Origin of the sequence: Rodentibacter mrazii, from assembly GCF_001998825.1 — a bacterium.
In the GTDB taxonomy this organism is placed as follows: Bacteria; Pseudomonadota; Gammaproteobacteria; order Enterobacterales; family Pasteurellaceae; genus Rodentibacter; species Rodentibacter mrazii.
Genome location: NZ_MLHG01000086.1, coordinates 1 through 26,047 on the forward strand (window position 1 = coordinate 1; position 26,047 = coordinate 26,047).

Below are 26,047 nucleotides of genomic sequence, written 5' to 3' on the forward strand. Positions count from 1 at the left end.
TTTTTAATTAAAAATAAAAAGTGCGGTTAAATTTAACCGCACTTTTTGTTTATAGGATAATCATTCATTAAAAGCGATTAAATTTCATTTATTTTTATGGTATTTTACCGACCGTTTCACAGTTAATTTGGATGAATTATGGAAAAGATCATTATTGATGAAAATCAGTTTCATCGCACTATTTCTCGTATTTCTCATGAAATTATTGAAAAACACCCTAGTTTAGACAATGTTGTTATTGTTGGTATTAAACGTCGTGGTGCAGAAATTGCTACGTTGATCAAACACAAAATTATAGATTTAATTAATGTGGAGATTCCTTCAATGGAATTGGATATTACATTTTATCGTGATGATTTGCAGCGTACTGAACCTGAAAATTCAATGCCTGTGTACAGTGGTGCATCACAATATTTGAATGTAAAAGATAAAGATGTGATTTTAATTGATGATGTTTTATTCACAGGGAGAACCATCCGTGCGGCAATGGATGCACTCACCGATTTTGGTCGTGCTGCAAAAATTGAATTGGTTATTTTTGTTGATCGTGGACATCGTGAGTTGCCTATTCGGGCAGATTATGTAGGTAAAAACGTCCCGACCAGCCGAGAAGAAAAAGTGCAGGTTCGTACTCAAAAATATGATGGATGCTATGAAGTGGCATTATTATCAAAATAATCCTAAGCTATTGTGAACCTTGTTTAAAATTGATACTCTAACGAGCGTCATCGACTCATTTAAAGAAAATAAATATGAAAAAATCAGTATTAAAGTCTCTTTTTATTGTCACACTGGGTGTACTTTCATTTTCTTCTGTTTACGCAGAAGAACGAGTAGTTGCAACAGTAGATAGTATTCCTGTTCTAGAAAGCCAAGTACGTGCAGCAATGGGTAAAAAAGGCAACCATCAAGTAGCATTAAATAAAGTCATTGATGATATTTTGGTACAAAAAGCTATTAAAGAATCAGGTGTGAAGGTTAATCCTCGTGAAATTGATTTTATTGTGGAAGATATTGCAGCGAGAAATGGTTTAACCTATGGGCAGTTTTTAGATGCATTAGATTATCAAGGTATTTCGTTAAATGCATTTCGCCAGCAAATTGCGAATCAAATGATGATGTCGGGGGTTCGTAATCATGCAATTAATAACAGTGTGCAAGTAACCCGTGAAGAAATAGATGCTCTTGGACAGAAAATGTTGAATGAAGCAAGAGCTAACGGCACAGAGCAAAAAGTGACCGGTAAAGAATATGAAGTTCGCCATATCCTTTTAAAACTCAACCCATTATTAAATGATGCGCAAGCAAAAGCGGAGCTTAATCAAATTCGTGCAGATATTATTTCTTGTAAAACGACTTTTGCGGATGCTGCATTAAAATATTCTAAAGATTACTTATCAGGTGCTAATGGCGGTAGCTTAGGTTATGCATTCCCTGAAACCTACGTCGGATCTTTTGCTAAAGCGGTACAAACTACTAAACAAGGTAGTATTTCCGCACCTTTTAAATCAGAATTTGGTTGGCATATTTTAGAAGTAACAGGTACGCGTGATGGTGATCGTACAGAAGATGCCTATCGTCAAAAAGCGTATGAGAAAATTGTGAATAGCCAGTTACAAGAGGCAACCAAAGATTGGATAAAAGCATTACGTAAAACTGCGGATATTCAGTATTTTAATCAATAAATTCATATTTTGTGTGAGAGGGGCATTCTGCCCCTTTTGTTGTTTTATTTTTATTTAATTAACTATGAAAAAAATTTTTATTAGTTTGCTTATTTTTCTTTTGATTGCTATGAGTGCCGGATTTTTCGGTTATCAAAAACTCAAGGCTTTTCAACAAGAAACTATCAAGGCACAACCCGACCAGCTTTTGTTTGTTGAACGTGGTACAACAGGGAAAAAATTAGCGGAGCTTTTTGAACAAGAAAAATTGATCGAAAATGCACAGTTTCTCCCCTATTTGCTAAAGTTACAGCCGGAATTCAACAAAATTAAAGCAGGAGTTTATTCTTTAAATGGAATTGAAACCGTACAAGAGCTATTAATACTTCTTAATTCGGGAAAAGAGGCTCAATTTAACGTGAAATTTATTGAGGGAAAAACCTTCAAAGAATGGCGAAAAAACCTCGAAAATGCACCGCACTTAACGCAAACTTTAAAAGATAAGAGCGATCAGGAAATTTTTAATTTACTTAATATTCCTCGTCTCGTAAAAAATATTGAGGAATACAAAAATCTTGATGGTTGGTTATATCCGGATACCTATAATTACACACCAAACTCAACTGATTTAGAATTGCTCCAACGAGCTGCGGAACGTTTGAAAAAAGCCTTGGATAAAGCATGGAATGAACGTGATGATAATCTCCCGTTAGCAAACCCTCACGAGATGTTAGTGTTGGCTTCTATCGTAGAAAAGGAGACAGGTATTACAGCTGAACGGGCTAAGGTGGCTTCTGTATTTATTAATCGTCTCAATGCAAAAATGAAATTACAAACAGATCCAACTGTAATTTACGGTATGGGAGAAAATTATCAGGGAAATATTCGTAAAAAAGATTTAGAAACACCAACGGCATACAATACTTATGTAATTGATGGGTTACCTCCTACTCCTATTGCAATGGTTAGCGAAAGTGCTTTGCAAGCGGTGGCACATCCGGAAAAAACCGATTTTTACTACTTTGTTGCAGATGGAAGTGGTGGGCATAAATTTACACGTAATTTAAATGAGCATAATAAAGCGGTGCAAGACTATTTGCGTTGGTACCGTAACCAAAAGAATGGGAAATAATATGACCGGAAAATTTATTGTTATTGAAGGGCTAGAAGGTGCGGGAAAAAGCACAGCGCATAAGGCAGTCGTGAATGTATTAAATGAATTAGGTATTCACGATGTTGTGTTTACCCGAGAACCGGGGGGAACCCCTTTGGCGGAAAAATTACGTCAGCTGATAAAACACGAAAAAGAAGAGCCGGTAACCGATAAAGCGGAATTATTAATGCTCTATGCTGCTCGAATTCAATTGGTAGAAAATGTAATCAAACCCGCACTTGCTCAAGGGAAATGGGTGGTGGGCGATCGCCACGATATGTCATCACAGGCTTATCAAGGTGGGGGACGTCAGCTTGGTTCGCATTTTATGAAAACCTTGAAAGAGACCATTTTAGGGGATTTTGAGCCGGATCTGACCCTCTATTTAGATATTGATCCTACTATTGGTTTAGCACGTGCGCGTGGGAGGGGGGAATTAGATCGAATTGAACAAATGAATCTTGATTTTTTCTACCGTACCCGAGCCCGTTATTTGGAATTGGTGAAAGATAATCCAAAAGCCGTTACTATTAACGCAGAACAGAGCATTGAACAAGTGCGTGCGGATATTGAAAGTGCGGTTAAAAATTGGTGGAAACATAACGAAAAATGACCGCACTTTATCCTTGGCTTGAACCTACTTACACAAAAATAGCCCGAACATTTTCGGAAGGTTTAGGGCATCATGCCGTGCTAATAAAATCAGATTCGGGATTAGGCGTAAAAAACCTCTTTGAGTTGCTTTCTCGTCGTATTATGTGTATAGCGTCCCAAGACATTGAACCCTGTGGACAATGCCATTCCTGTCATTTGATGTTAGCCTATAGTCATCCGGATTATCACGAATTATGTTCTCTTGAAGGTAAAGATATAGGTGTGGATCAAGTGCGAGAAATTAATGAAATTGTCGCACAGCACGCGCAACAAAATGGCAATAAGGTCGTATATATAAAAGAAGCGGAACGCTTGACGGAAGCGGCGGCTAATGCGTTACTTAAAACTTTGGAAGAACCTCGCCCAAACACTTATTTTTTGTTGCAGGCGGACAGTTCTGCGAGTTTGTTAGCGACAATTTACAGCCGTTGTCAGGTATGGAATTTGCCGGCTCCTTCAGAGCAAATGGCTCAGGATTGGCTGAAAACGCAATGTGAGGCAGAAATACAAGAAATTTCTACCGCACTTTCAATGAGCTTAGGTCGCCCGCTGTTTGCCTTAGAGGTACTACAACAGGGGTTGATTGAACTGCGGAAAGATTTTCTTCGCCAATTTTGGCGTTTTTATCGCCGTCGCTCGCCTTTGGAACTTCTCCCACTATTTGACAAAGAACACTATGTTCGCCAACTGGATTGGATTTTAGCCTTTCTTGCCGATAGCCTAAAACATAAACTTGACATTAATAGCTATCGTCAAGTTGCGGATTTAGGGCGTGGTATTGAACAATTTAGTGATGAACAAACAGCCCTTGGCTTGTTACAAGCCATTAAAATTATACAAAAAGTGCGGTCGGATTTACTTTCAATTAATGGCGTGAATGTAGAATTAATGCTGTTAGACGGATTAACCAAACTTGTTACGGATGTGTTTGAAAAATAATATTGGTGCTTTTTTACCGAAAAATAAAGGAAAAATCATTTATGTTTATCGTTGATTCCCACTGCCATTTAGATGCATTGGATTATGATAATTTGCACAAAAATATCGCAGATGTGGTGGAAAAAGCCTATGCACGAGATGTGAAACATTTGCTTGCCATTGGTGTGACATTAAGCCGATTTGAAAAAGCCTACGAATGGTTGAAAGGGTTTGATAACATCTCATTAGCCTGTGGTGTGCATCCGTTGGATTTTGAAGAAGAACCCTATAATGACGAACGCTTGCTATGTTTGGCGCAGGACAAAAAAGTCATCGCCATTGGTGAAATTGGCTTGGATTATTATTACAGTGCGGATAATAAAACAGAACAGCAAGAGATATTTGCCAACCAAATTGACATTGCAAACCAAATCAATAAACCGGTGATTATTCATACCCGTTCAGCCGGTGATGATACGATTTCTATGCTGCGTGAACATCAGGCGGAAAAGTGCGGTGGTGTGATTCATTGTTTTACCGAAACCTTAGATTTTGCTAAAAAAGCCCTAGACTTAGGGTTTTATATTTCTTGTTCGGGTATTATTACATTTAAAAATGCCGAAGCGATTCGTGAAGCGATTCGTTATGTACCGCCAGATCGTTTATTAGTGGAAACGGATTCGCCTTATCTTGCCCCAGTGCCTTATCGTGGTAAGGAAAACCAACCGGCTTATACACGAGAAGTGTGTGAATACGTGGCTACCCTAAAAGGGGTGTCTATGGAAGAATTTGCACAAATTACGACACAAAATTTCGAACGTTTATTTAAAATTAATGTACAATAAATACTCAATGTGAAAGAGAGAAAGGTCTATGCGTAAATTTTTCAAATATTTTTTATTTTTAGTGGTGTTTGCTTTCCACGGTTTTATGTTTTCTGTGGTGAACTATGTCTTTCCCCATTATGATGTCACCCGTGTAACCGGTGTGGAAGTGAAACGTGTCGATAAAGACGGTCCGATTACCAAATCCAATCCGGCTGACGGTCCGACACGTGATGTGTATTACATTAATACACAAAATGATGACGGTAAAATAATGGTTTACCGTAATGAAGATACCCGTTGGGGTTTTCCTTTCTATTTTAAATTCGGTTCTGCCAATTTACAGGCTGAAGCCCAAGCCATGGGAAATGAAAATAAACTGGTACAAATTAAATATTATGGTTGGCGTCTCACCATGTTTGATGAGTTTCGTAATGCCGTTTCGGTGAAAGAAATTAGCGGTGATGTTACCCCAAGTCATCCGATTTTATCTTGGGTGTTTTATGCGTTTTTACTGGTAACATTATTTCTTTCAATTCAATTCATCCGCGGCTGGTTTGACAGCGAAAATTAAGGTTTCATTTCCTTCAAAGAGCGGTCAAAATCACATTTATTTTTGACCGCGCTTTTCAACATAACCTAATCAGTTTATTAAGTTTACGAGAAAATTATGAGTTTATTTGCAGCGATTTTAGTCATAATCGTGTTAATTATCATCAGTGCCATTGTTTCATCGGCAGAAATTTCTCTTGCCGGTGCACGCCGTATTAAATTACAAAATATGGCAAATGAGGGCAATCTTAAAGCAGAGCAGGTTCTGAAACTACAAGAACAGCCGGGGCGTTTTATCACTGTGGTGCAAATTGGCTTAAATATGGTTGCAGTACTTGGAGGAATGATTGGCGAAGCGAATCTTAGTATTCATTTACAACATTTTTTAAGCGGACATATTCGGGATGCTTGGATTGAACCCGCCTCATCTTGGGTTGCCTTTTTGCTTGTTACTTGCTCCTTTATTCTTTTGGCGGATTTAATGCCGAAACGTCTCGCACTAATTAATCCGGAAGCCGTTGCATTGCGTACCGTCGGTATTATGCAAGTGCTTATTTTTCTATTAAAACCGATTGTTTGGATATTTGACGGATTATCGAACTTACTTTTCAAAATTTTTGGTGTTTCGACATTGCGCGATGACAATATGACACCGGAAGATATTGTTGCTGTTGTTGAGGCCGGTGCCGAGGCAGGCGTATTAAAAACCCAACAACACTATCTCATTGAAAATATCTTTGATATGCAGGAACGTACCGTTACTTCCACGATGACAACACGTGAAAATATCGTGTATTTAGACCGCACTTTTAGCCGTCAAGAAGTGGTGGATACCCTTTCCCGCGATTCTCATTCTAAAATTGTTATTTGTGATAATGGTCTGGATAAAATTTTAGGCTATGTGGAATCCCACACCCTGCTGACAATGTATTTGCAAAATGCAAATGTGTCATTGACGGATCCTAAATTATTACGCAAAGCCCTGTTTGTACCGGATACCCTTTCTCTTTATGAAGTGTTGGAATTATTCAAATCAACCGGTGAAGATTTCGCCATTATCGTCAATGAATATGCGTTGGTAGTGGGGATCGTAACACTCAATGATGTGATGAGTATTGTAATGGGCGAGCTGGTATCCAATGAGGAGGAACAAATAGTCAGCCGTGATGAAAACTCTTGGCTGATTGATGGCGCAACGCCTCTTGAAGATGTTATGCGTGTATTGGATATTGAGTCATTCCCTGATGAAGAAAATTATGAAACGATCAGTGGGTTTATGATGTATATGTTACGTAAAATCCCTAAAAAGACCGATTTTGTTGTTTATGGCAAATATAAATTTGAAGTGATTGATACGGAGAATTTCAAGATCGATCAAATTTTAGTGTCTCTTGTAAAAGAGAGCGAATAACCGGGTGCTTTCTTGCGTAATCCCTCGTAGCCAGTATAATGGCGGCGATTTATTTCAGACTCTGATGAAAGGAATTATTATGTTAAAAAAAATCTCAATATTGCTGTTTTCTATTATTTTAACCGCTTGTTCTTCTGTCACCTCCTATATTCCTTTTATGGGTAACGATAAAAAAGTGATTAATTTAGATAAAGACAAGATTGATCAGAAATCTTATGCGGCGGCGTATGAAGCAACCGTGGCAACCTATAAAGGTCGTGTGAATGAAAATTTCTATGTGGATAATTTTGCCAGTGGTGCCAATGACTGGTATTTAGGTCGTATTTTAGTGCCGATTAAGCAAATTCAAGACAAACTTTATAATGGCGGACATGATTCCGATGTATATGCTTATTATAGCGGCGTATTACACGCAGAAGCCTTGCAAAATAACTTCAATCGTTTAAGCCAAACTTGCTGGAGTAAGTTAGATTCACCAAGTATCACCCAAGGGATTTATGATGCCATGCGTGATTTGAATAAAGGCAAAGCACGAGATGAAAATGATGAATATATCGCAAAAGGCAGCGATGAACTGTTAAAAATTTGTACATCTAAATAATAAATAAAACTGTTGATAGGATAGCACTACTAACAGTTTTTCTTTTTTCTAAATCTTAGACTAAGGAGTAAGAATGTTAGAACTTTCGGAAAGCAACATTCATTTGAATATCAGCGCAGAAACCAAGCAGCAAGCTATTGAAATGGCGGCTCGAGCATTGGAAACTGCCGGTAACGTAGAATCGGGCTATTTACAGGGAATGTTGGCGCGTGAGCAACAAACATCCACGTTTCTCGGTAATGGTATTGCGATTCCTCACGGCACCTTGGAAACACGTGATATGGTGAAAAAAACCGGCGTACAAGTATTCCAATTTCCTCAAGGGATTGAATGGGGGGAAGGCAATATTGCCTATGTGGTCATTGGGATTGCAGCCCGTTCCGATGAACATTTGGCGTTATTACGTCAATTAACCCACGTACTTGGCGATGAGGATACCGCGGCAAAATTGTCAACACTAACGGATGTGGCGCAGTTCCGAGCGATTTTAATGGGCGAAACCACAGAAGATTTTACACTTCCTAAAGAAAACATTCGTTTGGATGTCGATACCCAGAGTTTACTGACCTTAGTGGCAATGAATGCCGGTCAATTACAAGCACAAAGTGCGGTAGAAAACAGCTTTGTTTCTGAAGTCGTTGGCAATGCCGCATTGCCGTTGGGTAAAGGATTATGGGTAACGGATGCGGTTTCCGGTAATGTGAAAAATGCCTTAGCATTTAGCCGCGCAAAAACCATTTTTAGCCACAATGGCAAGCCGGTAAAAGGTGTAATAACCGTTTCAGCCGTAAATGATACTATTAATCCAATCTTAACCCGTTTGCTTGAAGAGAATGTGCAAACAGCGTTATTAAATAGAAATTCTACTGAGATTTTGACCGCACTTTTAGGCGGTGAGGTTGCGGTTTCAGATCAAACTCAGGCGACACCAATTTCAAGTGCTGTGGTGGGGACTTTTACCATTCGTAACGAACACGGTTTACACGCCCGCCCGAGTGCGGTGTTAGTCAATGAAGTGAAAAAATTTGCTGCAAAAATTACCGTGCAAAATATTACTCGTGGTAGTGAACCTGTGAGTGCAAAAAGTTTAATGAAAATCGTGGCATTGGGTGTGATACAAGGACATCGTTTACGTTTTGTGGCGGAAGGAGATGATGCCAAACAAGCCATTGAAGCTCTTGGTCAGGCTATCGCTGAAGGCTTAGGGGAAAATGTTTCTTCTGTGCCACCGGCAGAACCGGATACGATTGAAGTGATGGGGGAACAAACCCTTGCGCCGGAAGTGGCAGAAGATAATGGTTTACCTTCCGATGCGATTGAAGCCGTATTTGTGATTAATAATGAGCATGGCTTACATGCTCGTCCAAGTGCCGTATTAGTCAATGAAGTGAAAAAATATAATGCTTCTGTGGCAGTGCAAAATCTTGATCGCGATTCCCAATTAGTGAGCGCCAAAAGTTTGATGAAAATTGTGGCGTTAGGCGTGGTGAAAGGTTCTCGTTTACGTTTTGTGGCAACGGGTGAACAAGCAAAAGAGGCCATTGATGGTATTCGCCTTGCCATTGAATCCGGTCTTGGCGAGGGGAAAGAGGAATAATCATGGCAAAGGTGGCAACCATTACTTTAAATACTGCCTATGATTTAGTCGGTCGCTTATCACGCATTGAATTAGGTGAAGTGAATACTGTTGAAACCCTTGGGCTTTTCCCCGCGGGTAAAGGTATTAATGTGGCAAAAGTGCTGAAAGATTTGGGCGTCGATGTGGCGGTTGGCGGATTTCTGGGTGAAGATAATGTCGGTGATTTTGAACAAATGTTCAAAAAGCAAGGCTTGCAAGATAAATTTCACCGTGTTGTCGGAAAAACCCGCATTAATGTCAAAATCACCGAAACCGAAGCAGATGTCACAGATTTAAATTTTCTTGGGTATGAGATTAGTCCCCAGGCATGGCAGCAATTTGCCGCCGATTCTTTAGCTTATTGCTTGGATTACGATATTGTCGCTGTGTGTGGCAGTTTACCCCGTGGCGTTACACCGGAATTATTTGCCGAATGGTTAAATCAATTACACCAAGAAGGTGTAAAAGTGGTGCTGGATACAAGCAATGCGGCACTTAATGCCGGTTTGAAAGCCCACCCTTGGTTGGTAAAACCTAATCATCGGGAATTAGAAGCTTGGAGTGGCCACGCACTGAGTACTGAGGAAGAAATTATCAATGGCGCACAGCAGCTAAAAGCACAAGGTATTGAAAATGTGATCATTTCTATGGGGGCAGAAGGCTCATTATGGATTAACAATGAAGGCGTGATAAAAGCACAACCGCCAAAATGTGAGAATGTCGTTAGCACAGTGGGTGCTGGTGACTCAATGGTGGCGGGCTTGATTTATGGTATTAAGCAAGGTTTATCAAAATCCGAAACCTTAGCTTTTGCTAGTGCAGTTTCTGCTTTTGCCGTATCACAGAGTAATGTGGGGGTAAGAAATCCTGCACTACTTGACCCAATTCTAAACCAAGTGAAGATTACAGAGATTGAAGGATAATAAAATGAAGTTATTTTTAACCCAATCACCCCATGTAGGCAAAGCAAAAGCCTATTTATTATGTGAAGTGCTTCGCACCGCAGCACAAAAAGCAAATGTGTCATTGGTTGAAAATGCCGTAGAGGCTGATGTTGTTTTGGTTGTGGGATCACAACTACCCAATAATGCGGCTTTGATTGGTAAAAAAGTATGGCTTGTTAATGAAGATACGGTGATGAACGCACCGGAAGCCACCCTAGAAAACGCACAAACTCAAGCCGTGGATTATGTCGTACCTGAAAGTGCGGTTAGTTTTGGCGGTGTTTCCAATGTGAAAAATATTGTCGCCGTCACAGCTTGCCCAACGGGTGTGGCGCATACTTTTATGTCCGCAGAGGCAATTGAGGCTTATGCGAAAAAACAGGGTTGGAATGTGAAGGTGGAAACTCGAGGTCAGGTCGGTGCAGGCAATGAAATTACCCCTGAAGAAGTGGCGGCTGCTGATCTTGTTTTTGTAGCAGCAGATATTGATGTGCCGTTGGACAAATTTAAAGGCAAGCCGATGTATCGTACTTCTACCGGTTTAGCCTTGAAGAAAACGGCACAGGAATTTGATAAAGCCTTTAAAGAAGCCAAAGTGTTTGACGGCGGTAGCACCAAAGCGGCAAATGTCGAAGAAAATAGCGAGAAAAAAGGAATTTACAAACATTTAATGACCGGAGTATCCCATATGCTACCGTTGGTGGTGGCTGGCGGCTTGCTAATCGCTATTTCGTTTATGTTTGGGATTGAAGCTTTTAAAGATGAAACTATTTTCCATGGCCTACCAAAAGCCTTGATGGATATTGGCGGAGGTGCGGCGTTCCATTTAATGATTGCCGTGTTTGCCGGTTATGTGGCATTTTCTATTGCTGACCGTCCGGGGCTTGCTGTGGGGCTAATTGGCGGTATGCTTGCGACCACCGCCGGAGCGGGGGTTTTGGGTGGTATTGTTGCCGGTTTCCTTGCAGGTTATGTGGTGAAAGGACTTAACGCAGCGATAAAATTACCGGCGAGTTTAATCTCTCTAAAACCGATTTTGATTTTACCGCTTTTAGGCTCATTGATTGTGGGCTTGGCGATGATCTATGTGATTAATCCGCCGGTTTCACAAGTGATGAATACGTTAAGCGAATGGTTAAAATCCATGGGTGAGGTGAATGCGCTTGTGTTGGGAACCTTAATCGGTGCGATGATGTGTATTGATATGGGCGGGCCGGTCAATAAAGCGGCTTATACTTTCTCCGTGGGAATGATTGCCTCGCAAGTTTACACACCAATGGCAGCCGCGATGGCGGCAGGGATGGTGCCGCCAATCGGTATGGCGATTGCCACTTGGATTGCCCGAAATAAATTTACCACCAACCAACGGGATGCGGGTAAAGCCTCTTTTGTGTTAGGGTTATGTTTTATTTCAGAAGGTGCATTGCCATTTGTGGCGGCGGATCCGATTCGCGTGATTATTAGTTCTGTGATTGGCGGGGCAACGGCGGGTGCGATTTCAATGGCTTCGGACATCACATTGCAGGCGCCACACGGAGGATTATTCGTGATTCCGTTCGTCTCCGAACCGATACGTTATTTAGCCGCCATTGCTGCGGGGGCTTTGGTAACCGGTGTGATTTATGCAGTGATTAAACCAAAATCAGCAACGGAATAATCTCGCTAAAGTGCGTTTGGTTTTTTGGGTATTTTTAGTACTATGTAGCAAATGGACAAAATGAAAAACGTAAGGACACACTGTGTGTGTCCTTTATAAAATAAAATTATTTCAATATGTTACAAACGGACACACGCAGTGTGTCCCTACAAATAAACCAAAAATCTTTGAAAAAATTGACCGCACTTTTATAGACAGAGGGCAATATGGAAAAATATAATAAACTTCGCATTGAATGGGATTGTCGTCGGGGAATGTTGGAACTGGATAACATCATTATGCCATTTTATAAACAGCATTTTGATCACCTTACCGACAATCAAAAAGATCAGTTTGTTCGTTTACTTGCTTGTACTGATTTACAGCTTTTCTCTTGGTTTTTTAATCGTGGCAGATCTGAGGATATTGATTTACAAAATATGGTGGAATATATTCAAACTATACAAAAAATGCCCTCCGCTTAAATTTATTTTTAACTTTTGAACTTTTTAAACTCGTTTATGTCAGATAGAGCAAGTAAGAGCTTGATGTCTTGAATATTAAGGCGTGTTAGGCATAGCATTAGGAGAAATATGGCTGAACAGCTAACAGATCAAGCTTTGGTAGAAAAGGTACAACAAGGCGACAAAAAAGCCTTTAATTTATTGGTTTCGCGTTATCAAAATAAAGTAGCCGGGTTACTTACCCGCTACGTTTCGCGTAATGATATTCCTGATGTTGTGCAGGAATCCTTTATAAAAGCCTATCGTTCCATTGAATCTTTCCGGGGAGATAGTGCGTTCTACACTTGGCTATATAGGATTGCCGTTAATACGGCGAAAAATTATTTAACGGCGCAAGGACGTCGTCCACCGAGCGAAGATATTTTGGCAGAAGATGCCGAAGGCTACGATGTGGGAACCCATCTTCGTGATGTGGATACACCGGAAAATGAGATGTTATCCGACGAACTGGAAAGAGTCGTATTTGATACGATTAATGGTATGCCGGAAGATTTAAAGAGTGCGATTACGCTTCGTGAATTAGAGGGATTAAGCTACGAAGATATCGCAGAAATTATGAACTGTCCCGTAGGCACTGTGCGTTCTCGAATTTTCCGTGCGCGTGAAATTATCGAAAACAAAATACAACCGCTTATGCAACGTTAATAAAGTCGGAGATTAAAATGCAAAAAGAGTTACTTTCAGCCTATATGGATGGCGAACAGGTGGATGCAGCATTCACTGAGGAACTGTGTAAAGATGAATCTTTGCGTCAATCTTGGGCAACTTATCATGTGGCTCGTGCAGTAATGCGTAAAGAAAGTGCGGTCATTTTAGGGGCTGGTTTTACCGCAAAAATGGCAGATTTGATTGAACATGAAGAAATCAAAAGAACTGAAATGGTTCAATCCCAACCAACTCCCGAAGAAGCACAACGCTTGCCGTTTATGCGTAAATTTAAAGCTTTCTTTGCACCTATGGCACAAATTGCCGTGGCTGCGGGTGTATGTTTGGTGGCAGTGCTTGGCGTACAATCCTTTAATGCGAAAAATAATGTAAATAATGCGCCGGAAACCCCGATTTTACAAACATTACCATTTAATAATGCTGTTCAAGAAGTCAGTTATAACGCCCCGACTAAGGATGTGGCAACAACTGACCAAATAGAGCAAAAAAATCGCCGAATTGGTGCAATGTTACAAAATTATGAGTTACAGCGTCGTATGCATGCCGATACATTGAATATCGGTACTAACCAAGCAAAATAATTATTAAATTAACAAATGAACGAATAAATTCACCACCAATCTTTGCGATGGCATGGTGAATTTTTTTATGAATTGTAAAGAATTTATGAAAAAAAACTCTCTTAAATTGACCGCACTTTTGCTTATATCTTTACTTAGTTTTTCTGTTTCGGCAGAAGAACTTTCGGCAAAGAAAACCTTGGAAAAAATGGTAAACGCGGTGAATAATCTCAATTACGAAATCGCCTTTGTGCAGACATCGCCTTCTAATATGGATTCTTTCCGTTATCGTCATATCAAACGGGATAACAAAACTTACGCACAGCTTGTCACCCTGGACGGCGATCAACAGGAAATCATTCAGCGTGATAATTTGGTGAGTTATTTTCAGTTGGATTCACGGGCTTTTACACTAAATAGCGGAAGTATTGTTGATGCTTTACCTGCGGTGATTCGTAGTAATTTTAATAAATTAGCGGAAAATTATGATTTTATTCCTTTAGGGAAAAGCCGTGTTGCCGGACGTTTCGTAGATACCATTCGTATTGTGCCGAAAGATGATTTTCGCTACCAATATTTGGTTTTTGTTGATGAAGAAAACGGCTTATTACTGCGTGGCGATATGCTCGACAGGGATGGTAAATTACTTGATCAGTTCCGCGTAGTAACCCTTTATATTGATGATCGCTTAAAAGGATTAACAGAGTATTTAAATAAGGTTTCCATGCCGCCGTTATTAAATGAAACGCAAAATGCGGTTTCTTCTCTAAATTGGAAACCAAGCTGGTTGCCAAAAGGGTTTGAAAGCCTTCGCCACAGCCAAGATTTATTTGACGGAGAAACGATCGACAGCACTTTATTTAGTGATGGGTTGTTTACTTTTACGTTATATGTCACCAAGGCGGAAAGTCAGCAGTTAAATCCTGATCAAGCTTGGAAGCAGGGCGAATATACCCTGTATAGTGAGGTAGTTGGCGATAAAGAAATCACTTTTATTGGGCAATTGCCTATTGCTACAGCCAAGCGAATTGTGCAGGAAGTGAAGTTTTCCAGTAATTAAAAAAAGTGCGGTTGATTTAACCGCATTTTTTATATCTTATAGTAATTAAAGTTTTGTAAAAAACCTTCAAACCCTTTAAGTTTAGGGTAAACTAGTGCCGTTAATTGTTATTTTTATTATATTTAGCGAATTAAAAATGAAAAAATCCCCTCTTAAGTTGACTGCTCTTTTATTATTTTTTCCGGCATTTTCTGCATTTGCGGAACAAACTGTGGATATTGAAATTCGTGGTATTCGGGGGGAAAGGGCAATTCGCAACACGGAACTTAATGTTGAGCTGATTAATAAAGAAGAAATGGATGGCTCCGACCGTTATAAACAACTGGTTACGGAAGCTGTTGATAAAGGCTTGCGTGTATTTGGTTATTATGATTCTTCCGTCACCTTTGAGTTAAAGAAACGTAAAACCGGGCGTGATTTGTTGATCGCTCATGTCAAACCGGGAGAGCCAAGCAGAATTGCCGGTGCGGATGTTAAAATTGAGGGTGAAGCGGCGCAAGATGAGCATTTTCAGGCATTACGTAAGAATTTACCCAAAGAGGGAGAATTGGTCGAACACCAAAAATATGATGATTATAAAAGCAGCATTTCTACTCTTGCCCTTGCGCGTGGCTATTTAGATGGAAAATTTACTGTTTCCCGTTTAGAAATCAGCCCGGAAACCCATCAAGCTTGGTGGCGAATGCTGTTTGACAGTGGTGTGCGCTATCGTTATGGCGAGATTAAATTCAATCGTTCACAGATCCGTGAAGATTATCTACAAAATATGTTGAAGATTCGGACCGGTGATCCTTATTTATTGAGCCAACTTTCCGGATTGACAAATGATTTCTCTTCCACTGGCTGGTTCAGTTCCGTTTTGTTACAACCGCATGTGGATGAGCAAAATAAAGTGGTTAATTTAGAAGTATTGTTGAATCCACGTAAGAAAAATGCCATGGAGCTTGGTATAGGATTCGCCACGGATACCGGCCCGCATTTACAAATTGGTTGGACAAAACCATGGATCAATAATCGTGGACATAGTTTTCGCACTAATCTTTATGTTTCTTCTCCGAAGCAAACCCTTGAGGCTTCCTACAAAATCCCGTTATTAAAAAATCCATTGAATTATTATTACGAATTTTCCGGCGGTTTGGAAAATGAAGATAAAAATGATACCAAAACCACTGCCGCTACTTTAGCAGGATTGCGTTATTGGAATAATGATGAAGGTTGGCAATATTTTGCCGGTGTGCGGGCGCGTTATGATAAATTTACCCAGGCGGATATTAATGATAAAACCCTTTTGGTTTATCCAACCGGTGGATTGAATCGCACCCGTTTACGTGGCGGAATGTTCCCGATTTGGGGAGATTCACAGAAAATTACCGTTGATGTCGCTTACAAAGGTTTGCTTTCTGATGCAAGTTTTTTTAAAGTGCAAGCTTCAACGGGTTGGATTCGTACTTATGCGGAAAATCACCGTATTCTTACCCGCGCTGAAATCGGCTATTTACATACTAAAGATATTAATAAAATTCCGCCGACATTACGTTTTTTTGCCGGTGGCGATCGTAGTGTGCGTGGTTACGGCTATAAAAAAATTTCCCCGAAAGATCGTAATAACAAACTCGTAGGCGGCTCCCGTTTGCTTACAGGATCTTTTGAATATCAATACCAAGTTTACCCTTCTTGGTGGGGGGCTACCTTTGTGGATGCAGGACTTGCGGCAAATCGTTTTAGCAATGAAGAATTGCGCTATGGCGCGGGTATAGGTGTGCGTTGGGCATCTCCGGTAGGTGCAATTAAATTTGATATTGCGACACCGATTCGTGACAAAGACAACAGTAAAAATATTCAATTCTATATCGGCTTAGGCACAGAAATTTAGGTTAAATTATGTCGGAACAAGAAATAAAACAAACGGAAGAAACACCACCTAAAACGATGTCAAAAAAGAAAAAAGGTTGTTTACGTAAAGCCATTTGTTTGGGAAGTGCGGTAATTTTTGTACCTGTTTTTGCCCTTGTAGGAATGCTTTCTTTTGCTGCCGGGCAACGGAGCCTTATCCAACTGGCGGATAAACTGCTTGATGATCTTTCAATCGAACATATTGAGGGGGGGCTTCAACAAGGGTTGATTTTGCAAAATGTGCATTATCAAACGGCAGGTATCGATAGCCAAATTACCCAAGCTCGCCTACAACTGGATTTTAGTTGCTTACTTTCTCGCAAAATTTGTGTGGAAGATATTTCTGTCAAATCCCCTAATATTTTAATCGACACATCAAAATTACCGCCCTCAGCCCCTCGGCAGACTGAAAATAGCAAGCTGGAAAAATTGAATTTGCCGATCAGTCTTGATGTGAAAAATATAACGGTAGAAGCCCTTCATCTTCAACTTGATCAAACCCATATTGCGCTCGATCGTTTTCAAAGTGCGGTCGGTTTAAATAATAAATCGGGTTTGACCCTAGCGCCCACGGAATTTAATACACTTAACGTAACAACCGTTCAACTCAACAAGACAGAAAAACCGATTGAACCGAAAAATAATCAGCCGATAGATTGGGATCGGATTGAGCAAAATCTTACTCCGGCATTTTTAGGCAATTTAAATGAAGTGAATTTACCCTTTGATATTCACATTCCAAGCCTTGTTGCGAAGGATTGGCAATATGTCTCTCAAGACGAACACTCTGAAGAACTACAACGCATTACTTTGTCGGACTTGATTTTACAAGCCGATGCCATTGGGTATGATGTTAAACTTAAGAAACTGGCTTTAGAAAGTTCCTTAGGCAATTTATCTTCACAAGGTTTGTTGCGGCTTAATGGTGATTTTCCGGTGGATTTGACCCTGGCTTCCGAGCTGAATGCCATTCAATCTGAAGGCAAAGAAATTTTCCCTAAAAGTGACGTGCAATTTTCCCTTTCAGGATCATTGAAAAAAACGACCGCACTTTCTCTTACAACAAAAGGCGTGCTGGATGCAAAATTAGATGCTGAGGTGAAATTAGCGGAAGAAAAAATGCCATTGAACCTCACCTTAAAAGCCGTTAAGGGGCAATATGCTTTTGCAGAGGGATTGCCGCCGCTTAAATTGAATGATGTCGCCTTGAAATTAAGCGGTGATTTACTGAATTATCGTGCAGAACTTGAGGGTAAAGTTGAAGGCATGGAGCATATTCCTTCCACTCATTTAGCCCTTGATGCCGAAGGCAAATTATATGAAGTAAACATCAATAAATTAGATCTTGTAGCCCTTGGCGGTACGGCGAAATTGAGCGGTTCGGCAAATTGGAAACACGGCGTAAAATGGAATGTGGATACGGCTCTAAATAAAATGAATATCCGTCCTTACGTTCCCACAATGCCGGCGGTGTTATCCGGTACATTAGCTACATCGGGTGCTGCGGGGAGTGCCGGTTGGCACGTGGATATCCCTACATTGGATTTAAACGGTACACTTTCTAACCGTCCGCTAAGTTTAAAAGGCAATCTGATCTTAAGTGATAAAGTATTGCTCAATACCCCTGAACTCTTGTTAAATTATGGTGAGAATCGACTTCACGCTAAAGGTTCGTTAAGTGAGCAATCTGACTTAGCGTTGGATATTAACGCGCCGAATTTACGGGGATTGTATAGTGATCTGGCGGGATCTGTGGTTGGGAAAGCCGTAGTAAAAGGCAAATTAACTGAACCGAATGTGACGATAGATCTCAATACGCAAAGCCTCCACTGGCAAACTCTAAATATTGCCAATGCGGCGATTAAAGGCAATATTTCGAGTTCTCCGTTGCTGAAAGGGGATTTGACAGTGAAAGGCGGTAATATTCGCTATGGTGATGCGCTGGCAATGCGTTCGGTCGATTTAACACTTTCCGGCGATGAAAAAAATCACAAATTAGTTTTAGCGTCTCAGGGTGAACCCGCTGCGGCGAATTTACAAATCTTCGGAAATTTTGACCGCACTTCGCAACAATGGCAAGGTAGTTTAAGTCAGGTAAAAATTGATACACCGATTGGTGAGGTAAAATCGAATCAATCTATCCCGGTTACTTATGATAATAAAAAAACACAGGTTTCAGTTGGAGCACATTGTTGGATAAATACGGACGTAGATTTGTGTTTTCCACAAACTTTTACTGCCGGTACAAATGGCGAAATTCCGTTTAATGTAAAGCGCATTAATTTGAATTTGGTGAATAAATTTACTCAGCAAGATAGCTTAAAAGGTCAACTTCAAAGTGAAGGAAAAGTTGCGTGGTTTGCTGATAAACCGTTCGTTTTAAAGGTTGCCTTAAGCGGTGACAATCTTGGTATTACGCAAAAGTTGGATTATCGTACCTTTAAATTGAATATTCCTAAATTGGCACTCAATGCGGATATTCAAAATAATAATTTAACATTAAAATCTGACATCAATGTGCAAAATCAAGGTCGTATTTATACGGATTTAAAATTAAATGATTTAAGCGGGGCACGTCATCTTGGTGGAACATTCAATATTGAGCGTTTGAATTTAGCATTAGTAAATCAGCTATTTGGTAATGGTGAAAGCATTAATGGCGAAATTGCTTCGACACTCACATTGGCGGGAAATCTTGAAAAACCGCTATTGAATGGGCACTTTGATGTTCGTAATATGAAAAGTAAACTGAAAATGCTCCCTTTTGAAGTCACTAATGGTGATATTGCCATTCGTTTTAGCGGCACAAATTCGACCCTGCAAGGTAATGTGCAAACGCCGGAAGGTCGTTTAACGATGACCGGTCATGCAAATTGGGCAAATTTAGCCAACTGGAACACGGAAGTACGGGCAGAAACAGAGAATTTTAAGCTTGATTTACCTTCTATGGGTAAACTCCGCCTTTCTGCCAATGTATTGGCAAAGGCAACGCCCAAACTATTAGAAGTATCAGGCGATGTGGCGATACCATGGGCGCGTATTAAAGTCGATTCTTTGCCGGATAATGCAGAACCGGTGAGTGAAGATGAAGTTATTTTGAACGGGCCACGAAAAAGTAAAGAGGAGCTAATTCACCGTGAATTTGCTTCCACCACCCAATCCGGTATGCAAATTCGGTCTGATTTGAAAATTAAGATTGGCGATGATGTACATTTTGATGCCTATGGTTTCAAATCTAATTTGGAAGGTTTGCTTTCTGTGAAACAAGAAAAAGGACGATTGGGATTGTACGGGCAAATAGATTTGAAAAATGGACGTTATGCTTCTTTTGGACAAGACTTACTCATTCGAAAAGGACAAATTAATTTCGCCGGTTTACCTTCTCAACCTATGCTAAATATTGAGGCGATCCGTAATCCGGAAGCGATGGAGGATAGTAATATCACAGCCGGTGTAAAAGTAGTTGGTGTGGCAACGAATCCGGAAGTTACTGTATTCACAAATCCGAGTAAGCCGCAAGATCAGGCTCTTTCCTATTTATTAACGGGGCGTTCTTTGGAGGACAGCGGACAAGCAGGAAGTGGTGGTTCTGTTGGGGCTGCATTGCTTGGTATAGGGTTGGCGAAGAGCGGTAAACTTGTGGGCGGCATTGGCGAAGCCTTTGGAATTCAAGATTTGAACCTTGGCACTGCCGGTGTGGGTGATAGTTCTAAAGTGCAAGTAAGCGGTAATATTGGCAAACGCTTACAAGTGAAATATGGGGTAGGTTTATTTGATGGTTTAGCCGAAGTTACCTTGCGTTATCGCTTATTGCCACAACTTTATTTTCAATCGGTTTCTAGTACAAACCAAGTTTTTGATTTACTTTATCAATTTGAATTTTAGGAATCATTTTTATGGATAACGAAACGCTATCAGCACAAAATACTCTACCTTACTCTCGCGCCAATGTGCGGGAAATTGCCGCTATTGATCTTGGCTCAAACAGTTTTCATATGATTGTGGCACGCATTATGAATGGCTCAATTCAAGTATTATCACGTTTAAAGCAAAAAGTGAAATTGGCCGAGGGGTTAGATGAAAACGGTGTATTAAATCAAGAAGCAATTGCCCGCGGTGTGGATTGTTTGGCACTTTTTGCCGAACGTTTGCAAGGGTTTGCCCAAGAAAACGTGAGCGTAGTGGGTACTTACACGTTGCGAAGAGCGGTCAATAATGATGAATTTTTACGTCAGGCTGCAAAGGTATTCCCTTATCCGATAAACATTATCAGTGGACAAACCGAGGCTAAAACCATTTATGCCGGCGTATGTCATACTCAGCCGGAAAAAGGCAGAAAATTGGTCATTGATATTGGTGGCGGATCGACAGAAATGATCATTGGTGATGATTTCACCCCGATTGTGGCGGAAAGCCGTCATATGGGGTGTGTAAGTTTTGCATCAAAATATTTTAAAAACGGTGAAATTTCCAAAGAAAATTTTGAGAAAGCCTATCAAAATGCAATGAATAAAATTGAGGATTTAGGCTGGGAATACCGTAATCTAGGTTGGCAATCCGTATTGGGTTCGTCCGGTACGATAAAAGCGGTACATCAAGTTATAGCTACTACCTCAGATCCAAATGGGATTATCACAAAAGCACGTTTAGAGGATTTAATCGAACAGACTTTGCGTGCGAAACATTTTAATCAATTAAATATTATCGGATTGAATCCGGAACGGGTAGATGTATTTGTCCCGGGGCTGGCTATTTTAAATGCCATATTCGATGTATTTAATATTGAACAAATGCGTTATTCTGACGGTGCATTACGTGAAGGGGTGATTTACAGCCTTGAGAAAAATTTCCAAGTTGCGGATATTCGTGCACGTACGGCATGGGGATTAACGGAACAGTTTGATATTGATACCGATCAAGCACACCGCACAGCGGGTAGTGCAAATTTACTGGCACACCAATATACCGATTGGGTCAATCCGGCGTTGGCGGAAGAAATGCGGAATTTACTGCTTTGGGCGGCACGCTTACATGAAGTGGGGATTGTGATTAATCATAAAGGTATGCAAAAACATTCAGCCTACATTCTGCAAAATATGAAATTACCGGGATTTGACCGTGAACAACAACGTTTACTGGTGTTACTTGTTCGTTTGCATATAGGCATATTAAAAATTACGGATTTGGTAAAATTTTCCCGCTATGATGAACAGGACGTATTGGCGTTAATACGATTGTTGCGCCTTGCCGTCATTTTAAACAAATCACGCCAAGCCACAGAGAAAACCCAAAAAATCACCCTTAAAACCAACCGCACTTTTAAGGATTGGGTATTGGGATTTGAACAAGGTTATCTTGAACGCAACCCATTGATTTGGAACGAACTTAGACAAGAAAGTAATGGATTGAAAGAATTGGGACTAGGGTTGGTATTTAGTTAGTCGGCAGGATCGGCGGTTGCTAATTGGCAAATATGTTCTTGTTCCAGTAGCAAGGAATAAACATTTGCCAAAAAATAGGTTTGTTCTGCATGAGGAATCTCAAAAGGTATGAAAGAAAGGAGATCCTCATGAATCGCCAAAACCTGAGGCAAAATAGTTGCACGCCGGATTTCTTCAAATATGTCCTGATAGAGTGGAGAAACACAGCCGCCGCGTTCTATACGGCCTAAGCTACAGGCGATATGGAACAACAACATATTGACTAGTGCCGTGTTCACGTCCGCTTGCCAGTGGTTTTTGAGGCGATCACGCAGTTGAAGTACGATGTCAATAATCGGTTGATTAATTTGCCCGCGTAATTTCCAACGCTCAAGCTGATCAAGCAGTCGCATTTTTTCTCCCGTTCCACTAAAATCATCCTCATAATCTACCGCACTTTATATAAAGAAAACAGTGCAGAGATCACAAATCTGTAACAAATCATAAATCTCATAAGGAATTAAGAAATAAAGATGATAGACAATGCACTTTTCGACCGCTATGAAGGGTTGATTTTTGATATGGACGGCACATTGATTGACACAATGCCGGTACATGCCCGTGCTTGGGGAATGGTGGGCGAGCAATTCGGCTACGATTTTGACAGCCAAATTATGTATCAGCTAGGCGGTGCTACGGTGCGAACCATTGCCTCGGCGATTATGGAAAAAGCCGGTATGCCACAACGCCATCTTGATGAAGTGGTTGAGGCGAAACGGGCGCTTTCCTATCAGCTTATCCCGACCGAATCCAAATTGCTTCCCACCTTTGACGTTGTTCGACACTATTATCGGAAAAAACCGATTTCGCTTGGTTCCGGTTCTCACCGCCATTTGATCGATATGTTAATGAATAAACTTGCCATTGCACCTTATTTTAATGCGATTGTCAGTGCCGATGATGTAAAAGAACACAAACCGCATCCGGAAACGTTTTTACGTTGTGCGGAATTAACCGGTGTGAATCCGATAAATTGCATTGTATTTGAGGATGCGGATTTAGGCATTCAGGCAGGGCTGAGCGCAGGAATGGACGTATTTGATGTGCGGTCTCACCAAATCATTAAGGCATAAATAATGAAGGAATATGAAAAAATGATGGCGGGTTTAGCCCACTTGCCGATGAAATCCGAATTAACGGAGATGCGCCAACGTGCAAGGGAAATTTTGTTTGAGTTTAACCGCACTTCACCGAATGATGAGGAAACGCAAAATAACTTGATTAGAAAGTTGTTTGCTCAAGCCGATGAAACAACCTCCATTAATGAACCTTTTCATTGTGATTATGGGATAAATATTAAAGTCGGAAAAAATTTTTTTGCGAATTACCATTGTGTGATGTTAGATAATGGCGGAATTACCATTGGTGACGATGTGATGTTCGCACCCAATGTTAGCCTTTATACGGTGGGACATCCTTTAGATGCGGAATTGCGTAATATTGGCTGGGAACAGGCAAAACCGATCATCATCGGCAATAATGTTTGGGTTGGTGGCAATGTGGTGATTTTGCCGGGAGTCACTATCGGAGATAATGTCGTTATTGGGGCGGGCAGTGTGGTCAGTAAAGATCTGCCGGATAACGTGCTTGCGTTTGGTAACCCTTGCCGTATTGTGCGTGAAATTACCGAACAGGATCGTGAATATTATATTCGGACTTATCGGTCGGATGTCTAGCAATGGATTGGTTTTCTTTTAGCTTTTGGGCTGATTTCTGGCAGAATCACGCATTCTGGTTGATGTTTGCCAGTGCTTTTTTAAGTGCTACGGTATTGCCCGGTAATTCGGAAATTGTGTTTATGACATTGGTTATCCCTAAATTAACCCTCAATCGGCTCTTAAGTGCGGATGTTTTAGGGCTTATTTTTATTGCCACATTGGGAAATACTTTGGGAAGTCTTACGACCTATGTGATTGGATGTTGGTTTCCTAAATTTGAAAGCAAAAATGACCGCACTTTATGGATAATGGAAAAACTTCAACGTTATGGTGCGGTAGTATTATTATTGAGCTGGTTACCTGTTGTTGGCGATTTATTTTGTGCTATTGCGGGCTGGCTACGTCTAAACTTTGCAGCAAGCTGTTTATTTATTTTTCTTGGTAAATTAGCACGTTATACGCTGTTATTGTTTTTAAGTACGGCGTTCTTATTATAAAATGCCGAAAAAATGCCCTTCAGCAAGTGAAGGGCGAATAACCTAAGGAACCAATTTTATTAAACAACTGCAAGTTGCTTACTCTATAAGACTAAGGCTTTGCAGAAAAGTTCAAAGGGAATTGAGAAAATTGACAATTTCTTGAAGAAAATTTACAACCAAATGATTTATAAGGAAAAGTTTATGCCGTTACTTGATAGTTTTAAAGTGGATCACACGAAAATGAATGCACCGGCCGTGCGTATTGCTAAAACAATGCAAACACCAAAGGGCGATGACATCACAATTTTTGATTTACGTTTCTGTATTCCAAACAAGGAAATTCTGCCGCCAAAAGGAATCCATACCCTTGAGCATTTGTTTGCCGGCTTTATGCGCGATCATTTAAATAGTGAGAGTGTGGAAATTATTGATATTTCTCCAATGGGTTGTCGTACCGGTTTTTATATGTCATTAATCGGTACTCCGAACGAACAGCAGGTGGCGCAGGCGTGGTTGGCTGCGATGCAGGATATTTTAAACGTGAAAGATCAAGCGGCAATTCCGGAATTAAATATTTACCAATGCGGCACTTATACGGAACATTCTCTTGATGAAGCACACGAGATTGCCAAAAATATTATTGCTCGAGGGGTTGGTGTGAATAAGAACTCCGATCTTACCCTTGACGAATCATTACTAAAATAAGGAGAGAATATGACAACCCTTGGCACCGCATTAAGCCCGAATGCAACTAAAGTGATGATGTTGGGATCCGGTGAGTTAGGCAAAGAAGTCGTCATTGAATTACAGCGTTTAGGTGTGGAAGTGATCGCAGTAGATCGCTACGAAAACGCGCCAGCACAACAAGTGGCACACCGTGCTTATACGATTTCTATGTTAGACGGTGATGCACTGAAAGCCTTAGTCGAAAAGGAAAAACCTGATTATATTGTACCGGAGGTGGAGGCGATTGCTACGGCGACTTTAGTGGAATTGGAACAAGCCGGTTTTAATGTCGTTCCAACGGCAAAAGCTACGCAGCTCACCATGAATCGGGAAGGCATTCGCCGTTTGGCTTCCGAGGAATTAGGCTTGCCTACTTCACCTTATCAATTTGTTGATAATTTTGCCGATTTTCAAAGTGCGGTAGAAAAAATTGGTATTCCTTGTGTGGTGAAGCCGATTATGTCTTCTTCGGGCCATGGTCAAAGTATTTTGAAATCAAAAGACGATCTACAAAAAGCGTGGGACTATGCGCAAGAGGGTGGGCGTGCCGGAGCTGGACGTGTCATTGTTGAAGGTTTTGTTAAATTTGATTACGAAATCACGTTGTTAACCGTTCGCCATATCAATGGAACGAGTTTTCTTGCACCAATCGGACATCGCCAAGAGGACGGTGATTATCGCGAATCTTGGCAACCGCAGGCAATGTCAGAGATTGCTTTACAAAAAGCACAAGCTATTGCGGAAAAAATCACTGGCGCATTAGGTGGACGTGGCATTTTCGGAGTAGAAATGTTTGTCTGTGGTGATGAGGTGATTTTTAATGAAGTTTCACCACGCCCGCATGATACCGGTATGGTTACTTTAATTTCACAAGAATTATCCGAATTTGCCTTACACGCCCGTGCCATTTTGGGGTTACCTATTCCCGAAATAACCTTAATTAGCCCATCGGCTTCTAAAGCTATTGTGGTGGAGGGACAATCAAATAATGTTCAATTTGGCGGCATTGATAAATTGCTTGCCGAA

The 26,047-nt window shown here is 40.6% G+C and carries 25 protein-coding genes; 24 read left to right on the forward strand and 1 reads right to left on the reverse strand.

The window, feature by feature from the left end:
* Positions 1 to 138 precede the first annotated feature (138 nt).
* The 19 genes from pyrR (at position 139) to ppx (ending at position 22,119) form a co-directional block, all read left to right on the forward strand.
* The gene (gene pyrR, locus BKK47_RS10970; RefSeq protein WP_077494868.1) at positions 139 to 678 is read left to right on the forward strand and encodes a bifunctional pyr operon transcriptional regulator/uracil phosphoribosyltransferase PyrR; all 540 of its coding nucleotides are present in this window, start codon (positions 139 to 141) and stop codon (positions 676 to 678) included.
* A 74-nt stretch (positions 679 to 752) separates the two neighbouring features.
* On the forward strand, positions 753 to 1,685 hold the full coding sequence (locus BKK47_RS10975; RefSeq protein WP_077494869.1) for a peptidylprolyl isomerase: 933 nt from the start codon (positions 753 to 755) through the stop codon (positions 1,683 to 1,685).
* Positions 1,686 to 1,749: 64 nt separating this feature from the next.
* On the forward strand, positions 1,750 to 2,796 hold the full coding sequence (mltG, locus tag BKK47_RS10980; RefSeq protein ID WP_077494870.1) for an endolytic transglycosylase MltG: 1,047 nt from the start codon (positions 1,750 to 1,752) through the stop codon (positions 2,794 to 2,796).
* A gap of 1 nt (position 2,797) precedes the next feature.
* Positions 2,798 to 3,430, forward strand: a complete 633-nt coding sequence (gene tmk / locus BKK47_RS10985) for a dTMP kinase (RefSeq protein WP_077494871.1) — start codon at positions 2,798 to 2,800, stop codon at positions 3,428 to 3,430.
* Positions 3,427 to 4,410, forward strand: a complete 984-nt coding sequence (locus BKK47_RS10990; RefSeq protein ID WP_077494872.1) for a DNA polymerase III subunit delta' — start codon at positions 3,427 to 3,429, stop codon at positions 4,408 to 4,410. The genes tmk and BKK47_RS10990 overlap by 4 nt, the downstream gene beginning before the upstream one ends.
* Before the next feature lie 41 nt (positions 4,411 to 4,451).
* Positions 4,452 to 5,234 carry a TatD family hydrolase gene (locus tag BKK47_RS10995; protein WP_077494873.1) on the forward strand — a complete coding sequence of 261 codons (783 nt, stop codon included), beginning with the start codon at positions 4,452 to 4,454 and terminating at the stop codon, positions 5,232 to 5,234.
* A 28-nt stretch (positions 5,235 to 5,262) separates the two neighbouring features.
* Positions 5,263 to 5,787 carry a DUF1523 family protein gene (locus BKK47_RS11000; RefSeq protein ID WP_059368681.1) on the forward strand — a complete coding sequence of 175 codons (525 nt, stop codon included), beginning with the start codon at positions 5,263 to 5,265 and terminating at the stop codon, positions 5,785 to 5,787.
* Between the two features lie 96 nt (positions 5,788 to 5,883).
* Positions 5,884 to 7,176 (forward strand): polyamine export protein PaeA, encoded by a 1,293-nt coding sequence (gene paeA / locus BKK47_RS11005; RefSeq protein WP_077494874.1) that lies wholly within the window; start codon positions 5,884 to 5,886, stop codon positions 7,174 to 7,176.
* Positions 7,177 to 7,255: 79 nt separating this feature from the next.
* Positions 7,256 to 7,777 (forward strand): hypothetical protein, encoded by a 522-nt coding sequence (locus tag BKK47_RS11010; RefSeq protein ID WP_077494875.1) that lies wholly within the window; start codon positions 7,256 to 7,258, stop codon positions 7,775 to 7,777.
* A gap of 73 nt (positions 7,778 to 7,850) precedes the next feature.
* Positions 7,851 to 9,374 (forward strand): fused PTS fructose transporter subunit IIA/HPr protein, encoded by a 1,524-nt coding sequence (fruB, locus tag BKK47_RS11015; protein WP_077494876.1) that lies wholly within the window; start codon positions 7,851 to 7,853, stop codon positions 9,372 to 9,374.
* 2 nt (positions 9,375 to 9,376) lie between these two features.
* On the forward strand, positions 9,377 to 10,318 hold the full coding sequence (gene fruK / locus BKK47_RS11020) for a 1-phosphofructokinase (RefSeq protein WP_077494877.1): 942 nt from the start codon (positions 9,377 to 9,379) through the stop codon (positions 10,316 to 10,318).
* Positions 10,319 to 10,322: 4 nt separating this feature from the next.
* Positions 10,323 to 11,996, forward strand: a complete 1,674-nt coding sequence (locus BKK47_RS11025; protein WP_077494878.1) for a fructose-specific PTS transporter subunit EIIC — start codon at positions 10,323 to 10,325, stop codon at positions 11,994 to 11,996.
* A 206-nt stretch (positions 11,997 to 12,202) separates the two neighbouring features.
* Positions 12,203 to 12,460, forward strand: coding sequence for an FAD assembly factor SdhE (locus tag BKK47_RS11030; RefSeq protein WP_077494879.1), 258 nt, complete (start codon positions 12,203 to 12,205; stop codon positions 12,458 to 12,460).
* A gap of 108 nt (positions 12,461 to 12,568) precedes the next feature.
* Complete coding sequence (gene rpoE / locus BKK47_RS11035) at positions 12,569 to 13,144, forward strand: RNA polymerase sigma factor RpoE (protein ID WP_077494880.1); 576 nt, start codon at positions 12,569 to 12,571, stop codon at positions 13,142 to 13,144.
* Positions 13,145 to 13,161: 17 nt separating this feature from the next.
* Positions 13,162 to 13,746, forward strand: coding sequence for a sigma-E factor negative regulatory protein (locus BKK47_RS11040; RefSeq protein WP_077494881.1), 585 nt, complete (start codon positions 13,162 to 13,164; stop codon positions 13,744 to 13,746).
* 85 nt (positions 13,747 to 13,831) lie between these two features.
* A complete protein-coding gene (gene rseB, locus BKK47_RS11045; RefSeq protein ID WP_077494890.1) occupies positions 13,832 to 14,785 on the forward strand; it encodes a sigma-E factor regulatory protein RseB in 954 nt (317 codons plus the stop codon).
* A gap of 136 nt (positions 14,786 to 14,921) precedes the next feature.
* Positions 14,922 to 16,658 carry an autotransporter assembly complex protein TamA gene (gene tamA / locus BKK47_RS11050; protein ID WP_077494891.1) on the forward strand — a complete coding sequence of 579 codons (1,737 nt, stop codon included), beginning with the start codon at positions 14,922 to 14,924 and terminating at the stop codon, positions 16,656 to 16,658.
* Between the two features lie 8 nt (positions 16,659 to 16,666).
* The gene (tamB, locus tag BKK47_RS11055; RefSeq protein ID WP_077494882.1) at positions 16,667 to 20,563 is read left to right on the forward strand and encodes an autotransporter assembly complex protein TamB; all 3,897 of its coding nucleotides are present in this window, start codon (positions 16,667 to 16,669) and stop codon (positions 20,561 to 20,563) included.
* An 11-nt stretch (positions 20,564 to 20,574) separates the two neighbouring features.
* Positions 20,575 to 22,119 carry an exopolyphosphatase gene (ppx, locus tag BKK47_RS11060; RefSeq protein ID WP_077494883.1) on the forward strand — a complete coding sequence of 515 codons (1,545 nt, stop codon included), beginning with the start codon at positions 20,575 to 20,577 and terminating at the stop codon, positions 22,117 to 22,119.
* On the opposite strand, the gene BKK47_RS11065 is transcribed toward ppx, so the two are convergent.
* Positions 22,116 to 22,511: a hypothetical protein gene (locus BKK47_RS11065; protein ID WP_077494884.1), complete on the reverse strand. Its 396-nt coding sequence runs from the start codon at positions 22,509 to 22,511 to the stop codon at positions 22,116 to 22,118. The two genes, ppx and BKK47_RS11065, sit on opposite strands and share 4 nt — an antisense overlap.
* Before the next feature lie 120 nt (positions 22,512 to 22,631).
* On the opposite strand from BKK47_RS11065, the gene BKK47_RS11070 reads away from it, so the two are divergent.
* The 5 genes from BKK47_RS11070 to purT form a co-directional block, all read left to right on the forward strand.
* Positions 22,632 to 23,231 (forward strand): beta-phosphoglucomutase family hydrolase, encoded by a 600-nt coding sequence (locus BKK47_RS11070; protein WP_077494885.1) that lies wholly within the window; start codon positions 22,632 to 22,634, stop codon positions 23,229 to 23,231.
* Positions 23,232 to 23,834 (forward strand): sugar O-acetyltransferase, encoded by a 603-nt coding sequence (locus BKK47_RS11075; protein WP_077494886.1) that lies wholly within the window; start codon positions 23,232 to 23,234, stop codon positions 23,832 to 23,834.
* A 2-nt stretch (positions 23,835 to 23,836) separates the two neighbouring features.
* The gene (locus BKK47_RS11080) at positions 23,837 to 24,313 is read left to right on the forward strand and encodes a YqaA family protein (protein WP_077494887.1); all 477 of its coding nucleotides are present in this window, start codon (positions 23,837 to 23,839) and stop codon (positions 24,311 to 24,313) included.
* 183 nt (positions 24,314 to 24,496) lie between these two features.
* Positions 24,497 to 25,000 carry an S-ribosylhomocysteine lyase gene (luxS, locus tag BKK47_RS11085; RefSeq protein WP_077494888.1) on the forward strand — a complete coding sequence of 168 codons (504 nt, stop codon included), beginning with the start codon at positions 24,497 to 24,499 and terminating at the stop codon, positions 24,998 to 25,000.
* 9 nt (positions 25,001 to 25,009) lie between these two features.
* A partial coding sequence (gene purT / locus BKK47_RS11090; protein ID WP_077494889.1) for a formate-dependent phosphoribosylglycinamide formyltransferase occupies positions 25,010 to 26,047 on the forward strand: 1,038 nt, incomplete at its 3' end.

What these genes read in the sequence shown, in the direction of transcription:
- BKK47_RS11010 (WP_077494875.1), top strand. Translation starts at nt 7,256, where the DNA reads ATGTTAAAAAAAATCTCAATATTGCTGTTTTCTATTATTTTAACCGCT.
- BKK47_RS11025 (WP_077494878.1), top strand. Translation starts at nt 10,323, where the DNA reads ATGAAGTTATTTTTAACCCAATCACCCCATGTAGGCAAAGCAAAAGCC.
- paeA (WP_077494874.1), top strand. Translation starts at nt 5,884, where the DNA reads ATGAGTTTATTTGCAGCGATTTTAGTCATAATCGTGTTAATTATCATC.
- BKK47_RS11065 (WP_077494884.1), bottom strand. Translation starts at nt 22,511, where the DNA reads ATGCGACTGCTTGATCAGCTTGAGCGTTGGAAATTACGCGGGCAAATT.
- BKK47_RS11070 (WP_077494885.1), top strand. Translation starts at nt 22,632, where the DNA reads ATGATAGACAATGCACTTTTCGACCGCTATGAAGGGTTGATTTTTGAT.
- fruB (WP_077494876.1), top strand. Translation starts at nt 7,851, where the DNA reads ATGTTAGAACTTTCGGAAAGCAACATTCATTTGAATATCAGCGCAGAA.
- tamB (WP_077494882.1), top strand. Translation starts at nt 16,667, where the DNA reads ATGTCGGAACAAGAAATAAAACAAACGGAAGAAACACCACCTAAAACG.
- BKK47_RS10990 (WP_077494872.1), top strand. Translation starts at nt 3,427, where the DNA reads ATGACCGCACTTTATCCTTGGCTTGAACCTACTTACACAAAAATAGCC.
- luxS (WP_077494888.1), top strand. Translation starts at nt 24,497, where the DNA reads ATGCCGTTACTTGATAGTTTTAAAGTGGATCACACGAAAATGAATGCA.
- rpoE (WP_077494880.1), top strand. Translation starts at nt 12,569, where the DNA reads ATGGCTGAACAGCTAACAGATCAAGCTTTGGTAGAAAAGGTACAACAA.
- tmk (WP_077494871.1), top strand. Translation starts at nt 2,798, where the DNA reads ATGACCGGAAAATTTATTGTTATTGAAGGGCTAGAAGGTGCGGGAAAA.
- mltG (WP_077494870.1), top strand. Translation starts at nt 1,750, where the DNA reads ATGAAAAAAATTTTTATTAGTTTGCTTATTTTTCTTTTGATTGCTATG.
- BKK47_RS11030 (WP_077494879.1), top strand. Translation starts at nt 12,203, where the DNA reads ATGGAAAAATATAATAAACTTCGCATTGAATGGGATTGTCGTCGGGGA.
- pyrR (WP_077494868.1), top strand. Translation starts at nt 139, where the DNA reads ATGGAAAAGATCATTATTGATGAAAATCAGTTTCATCGCACTATTTCT.
- BKK47_RS11000 (WP_059368681.1), top strand. Translation starts at nt 5,263, where the DNA reads ATGCGTAAATTTTTCAAATATTTTTTATTTTTAGTGGTGTTTGCTTTC.
- fruK (WP_077494877.1), top strand. Translation starts at nt 9,377, where the DNA reads ATGGCAAAGGTGGCAACCATTACTTTAAATACTGCCTATGATTTAGTC.
- BKK47_RS11080 (WP_077494887.1), top strand. Translation starts at nt 23,837, where the DNA reads ATGGATTGGTTTTCTTTTAGCTTTTGGGCTGATTTCTGGCAGAATCAC.
- BKK47_RS10975 (WP_077494869.1), top strand. Translation starts at nt 753, where the DNA reads ATGAAAAAATCAGTATTAAAGTCTCTTTTTATTGTCACACTGGGTGTA.
- BKK47_RS10995 (WP_077494873.1), top strand. Translation starts at nt 4,452, where the DNA reads ATGTTTATCGTTGATTCCCACTGCCATTTAGATGCATTGGATTATGAT.
- BKK47_RS11040 (WP_077494881.1), top strand. Translation starts at nt 13,162, where the DNA reads ATGCAAAAAGAGTTACTTTCAGCCTATATGGATGGCGAACAGGTGGAT.
- tamA (WP_077494891.1), top strand. Translation starts at nt 14,922, where the DNA reads ATGAAAAAATCCCCTCTTAAGTTGACTGCTCTTTTATTATTTTTTCCG.
- ppx (WP_077494883.1), top strand. Translation starts at nt 20,575, where the DNA reads ATGGATAACGAAACGCTATCAGCACAAAATACTCTACCTTACTCTCGC.
- rseB (WP_077494890.1), top strand. Translation starts at nt 13,832, where the DNA reads ATGAAAAAAAACTCTCTTAAATTGACCGCACTTTTGCTTATATCTTTA.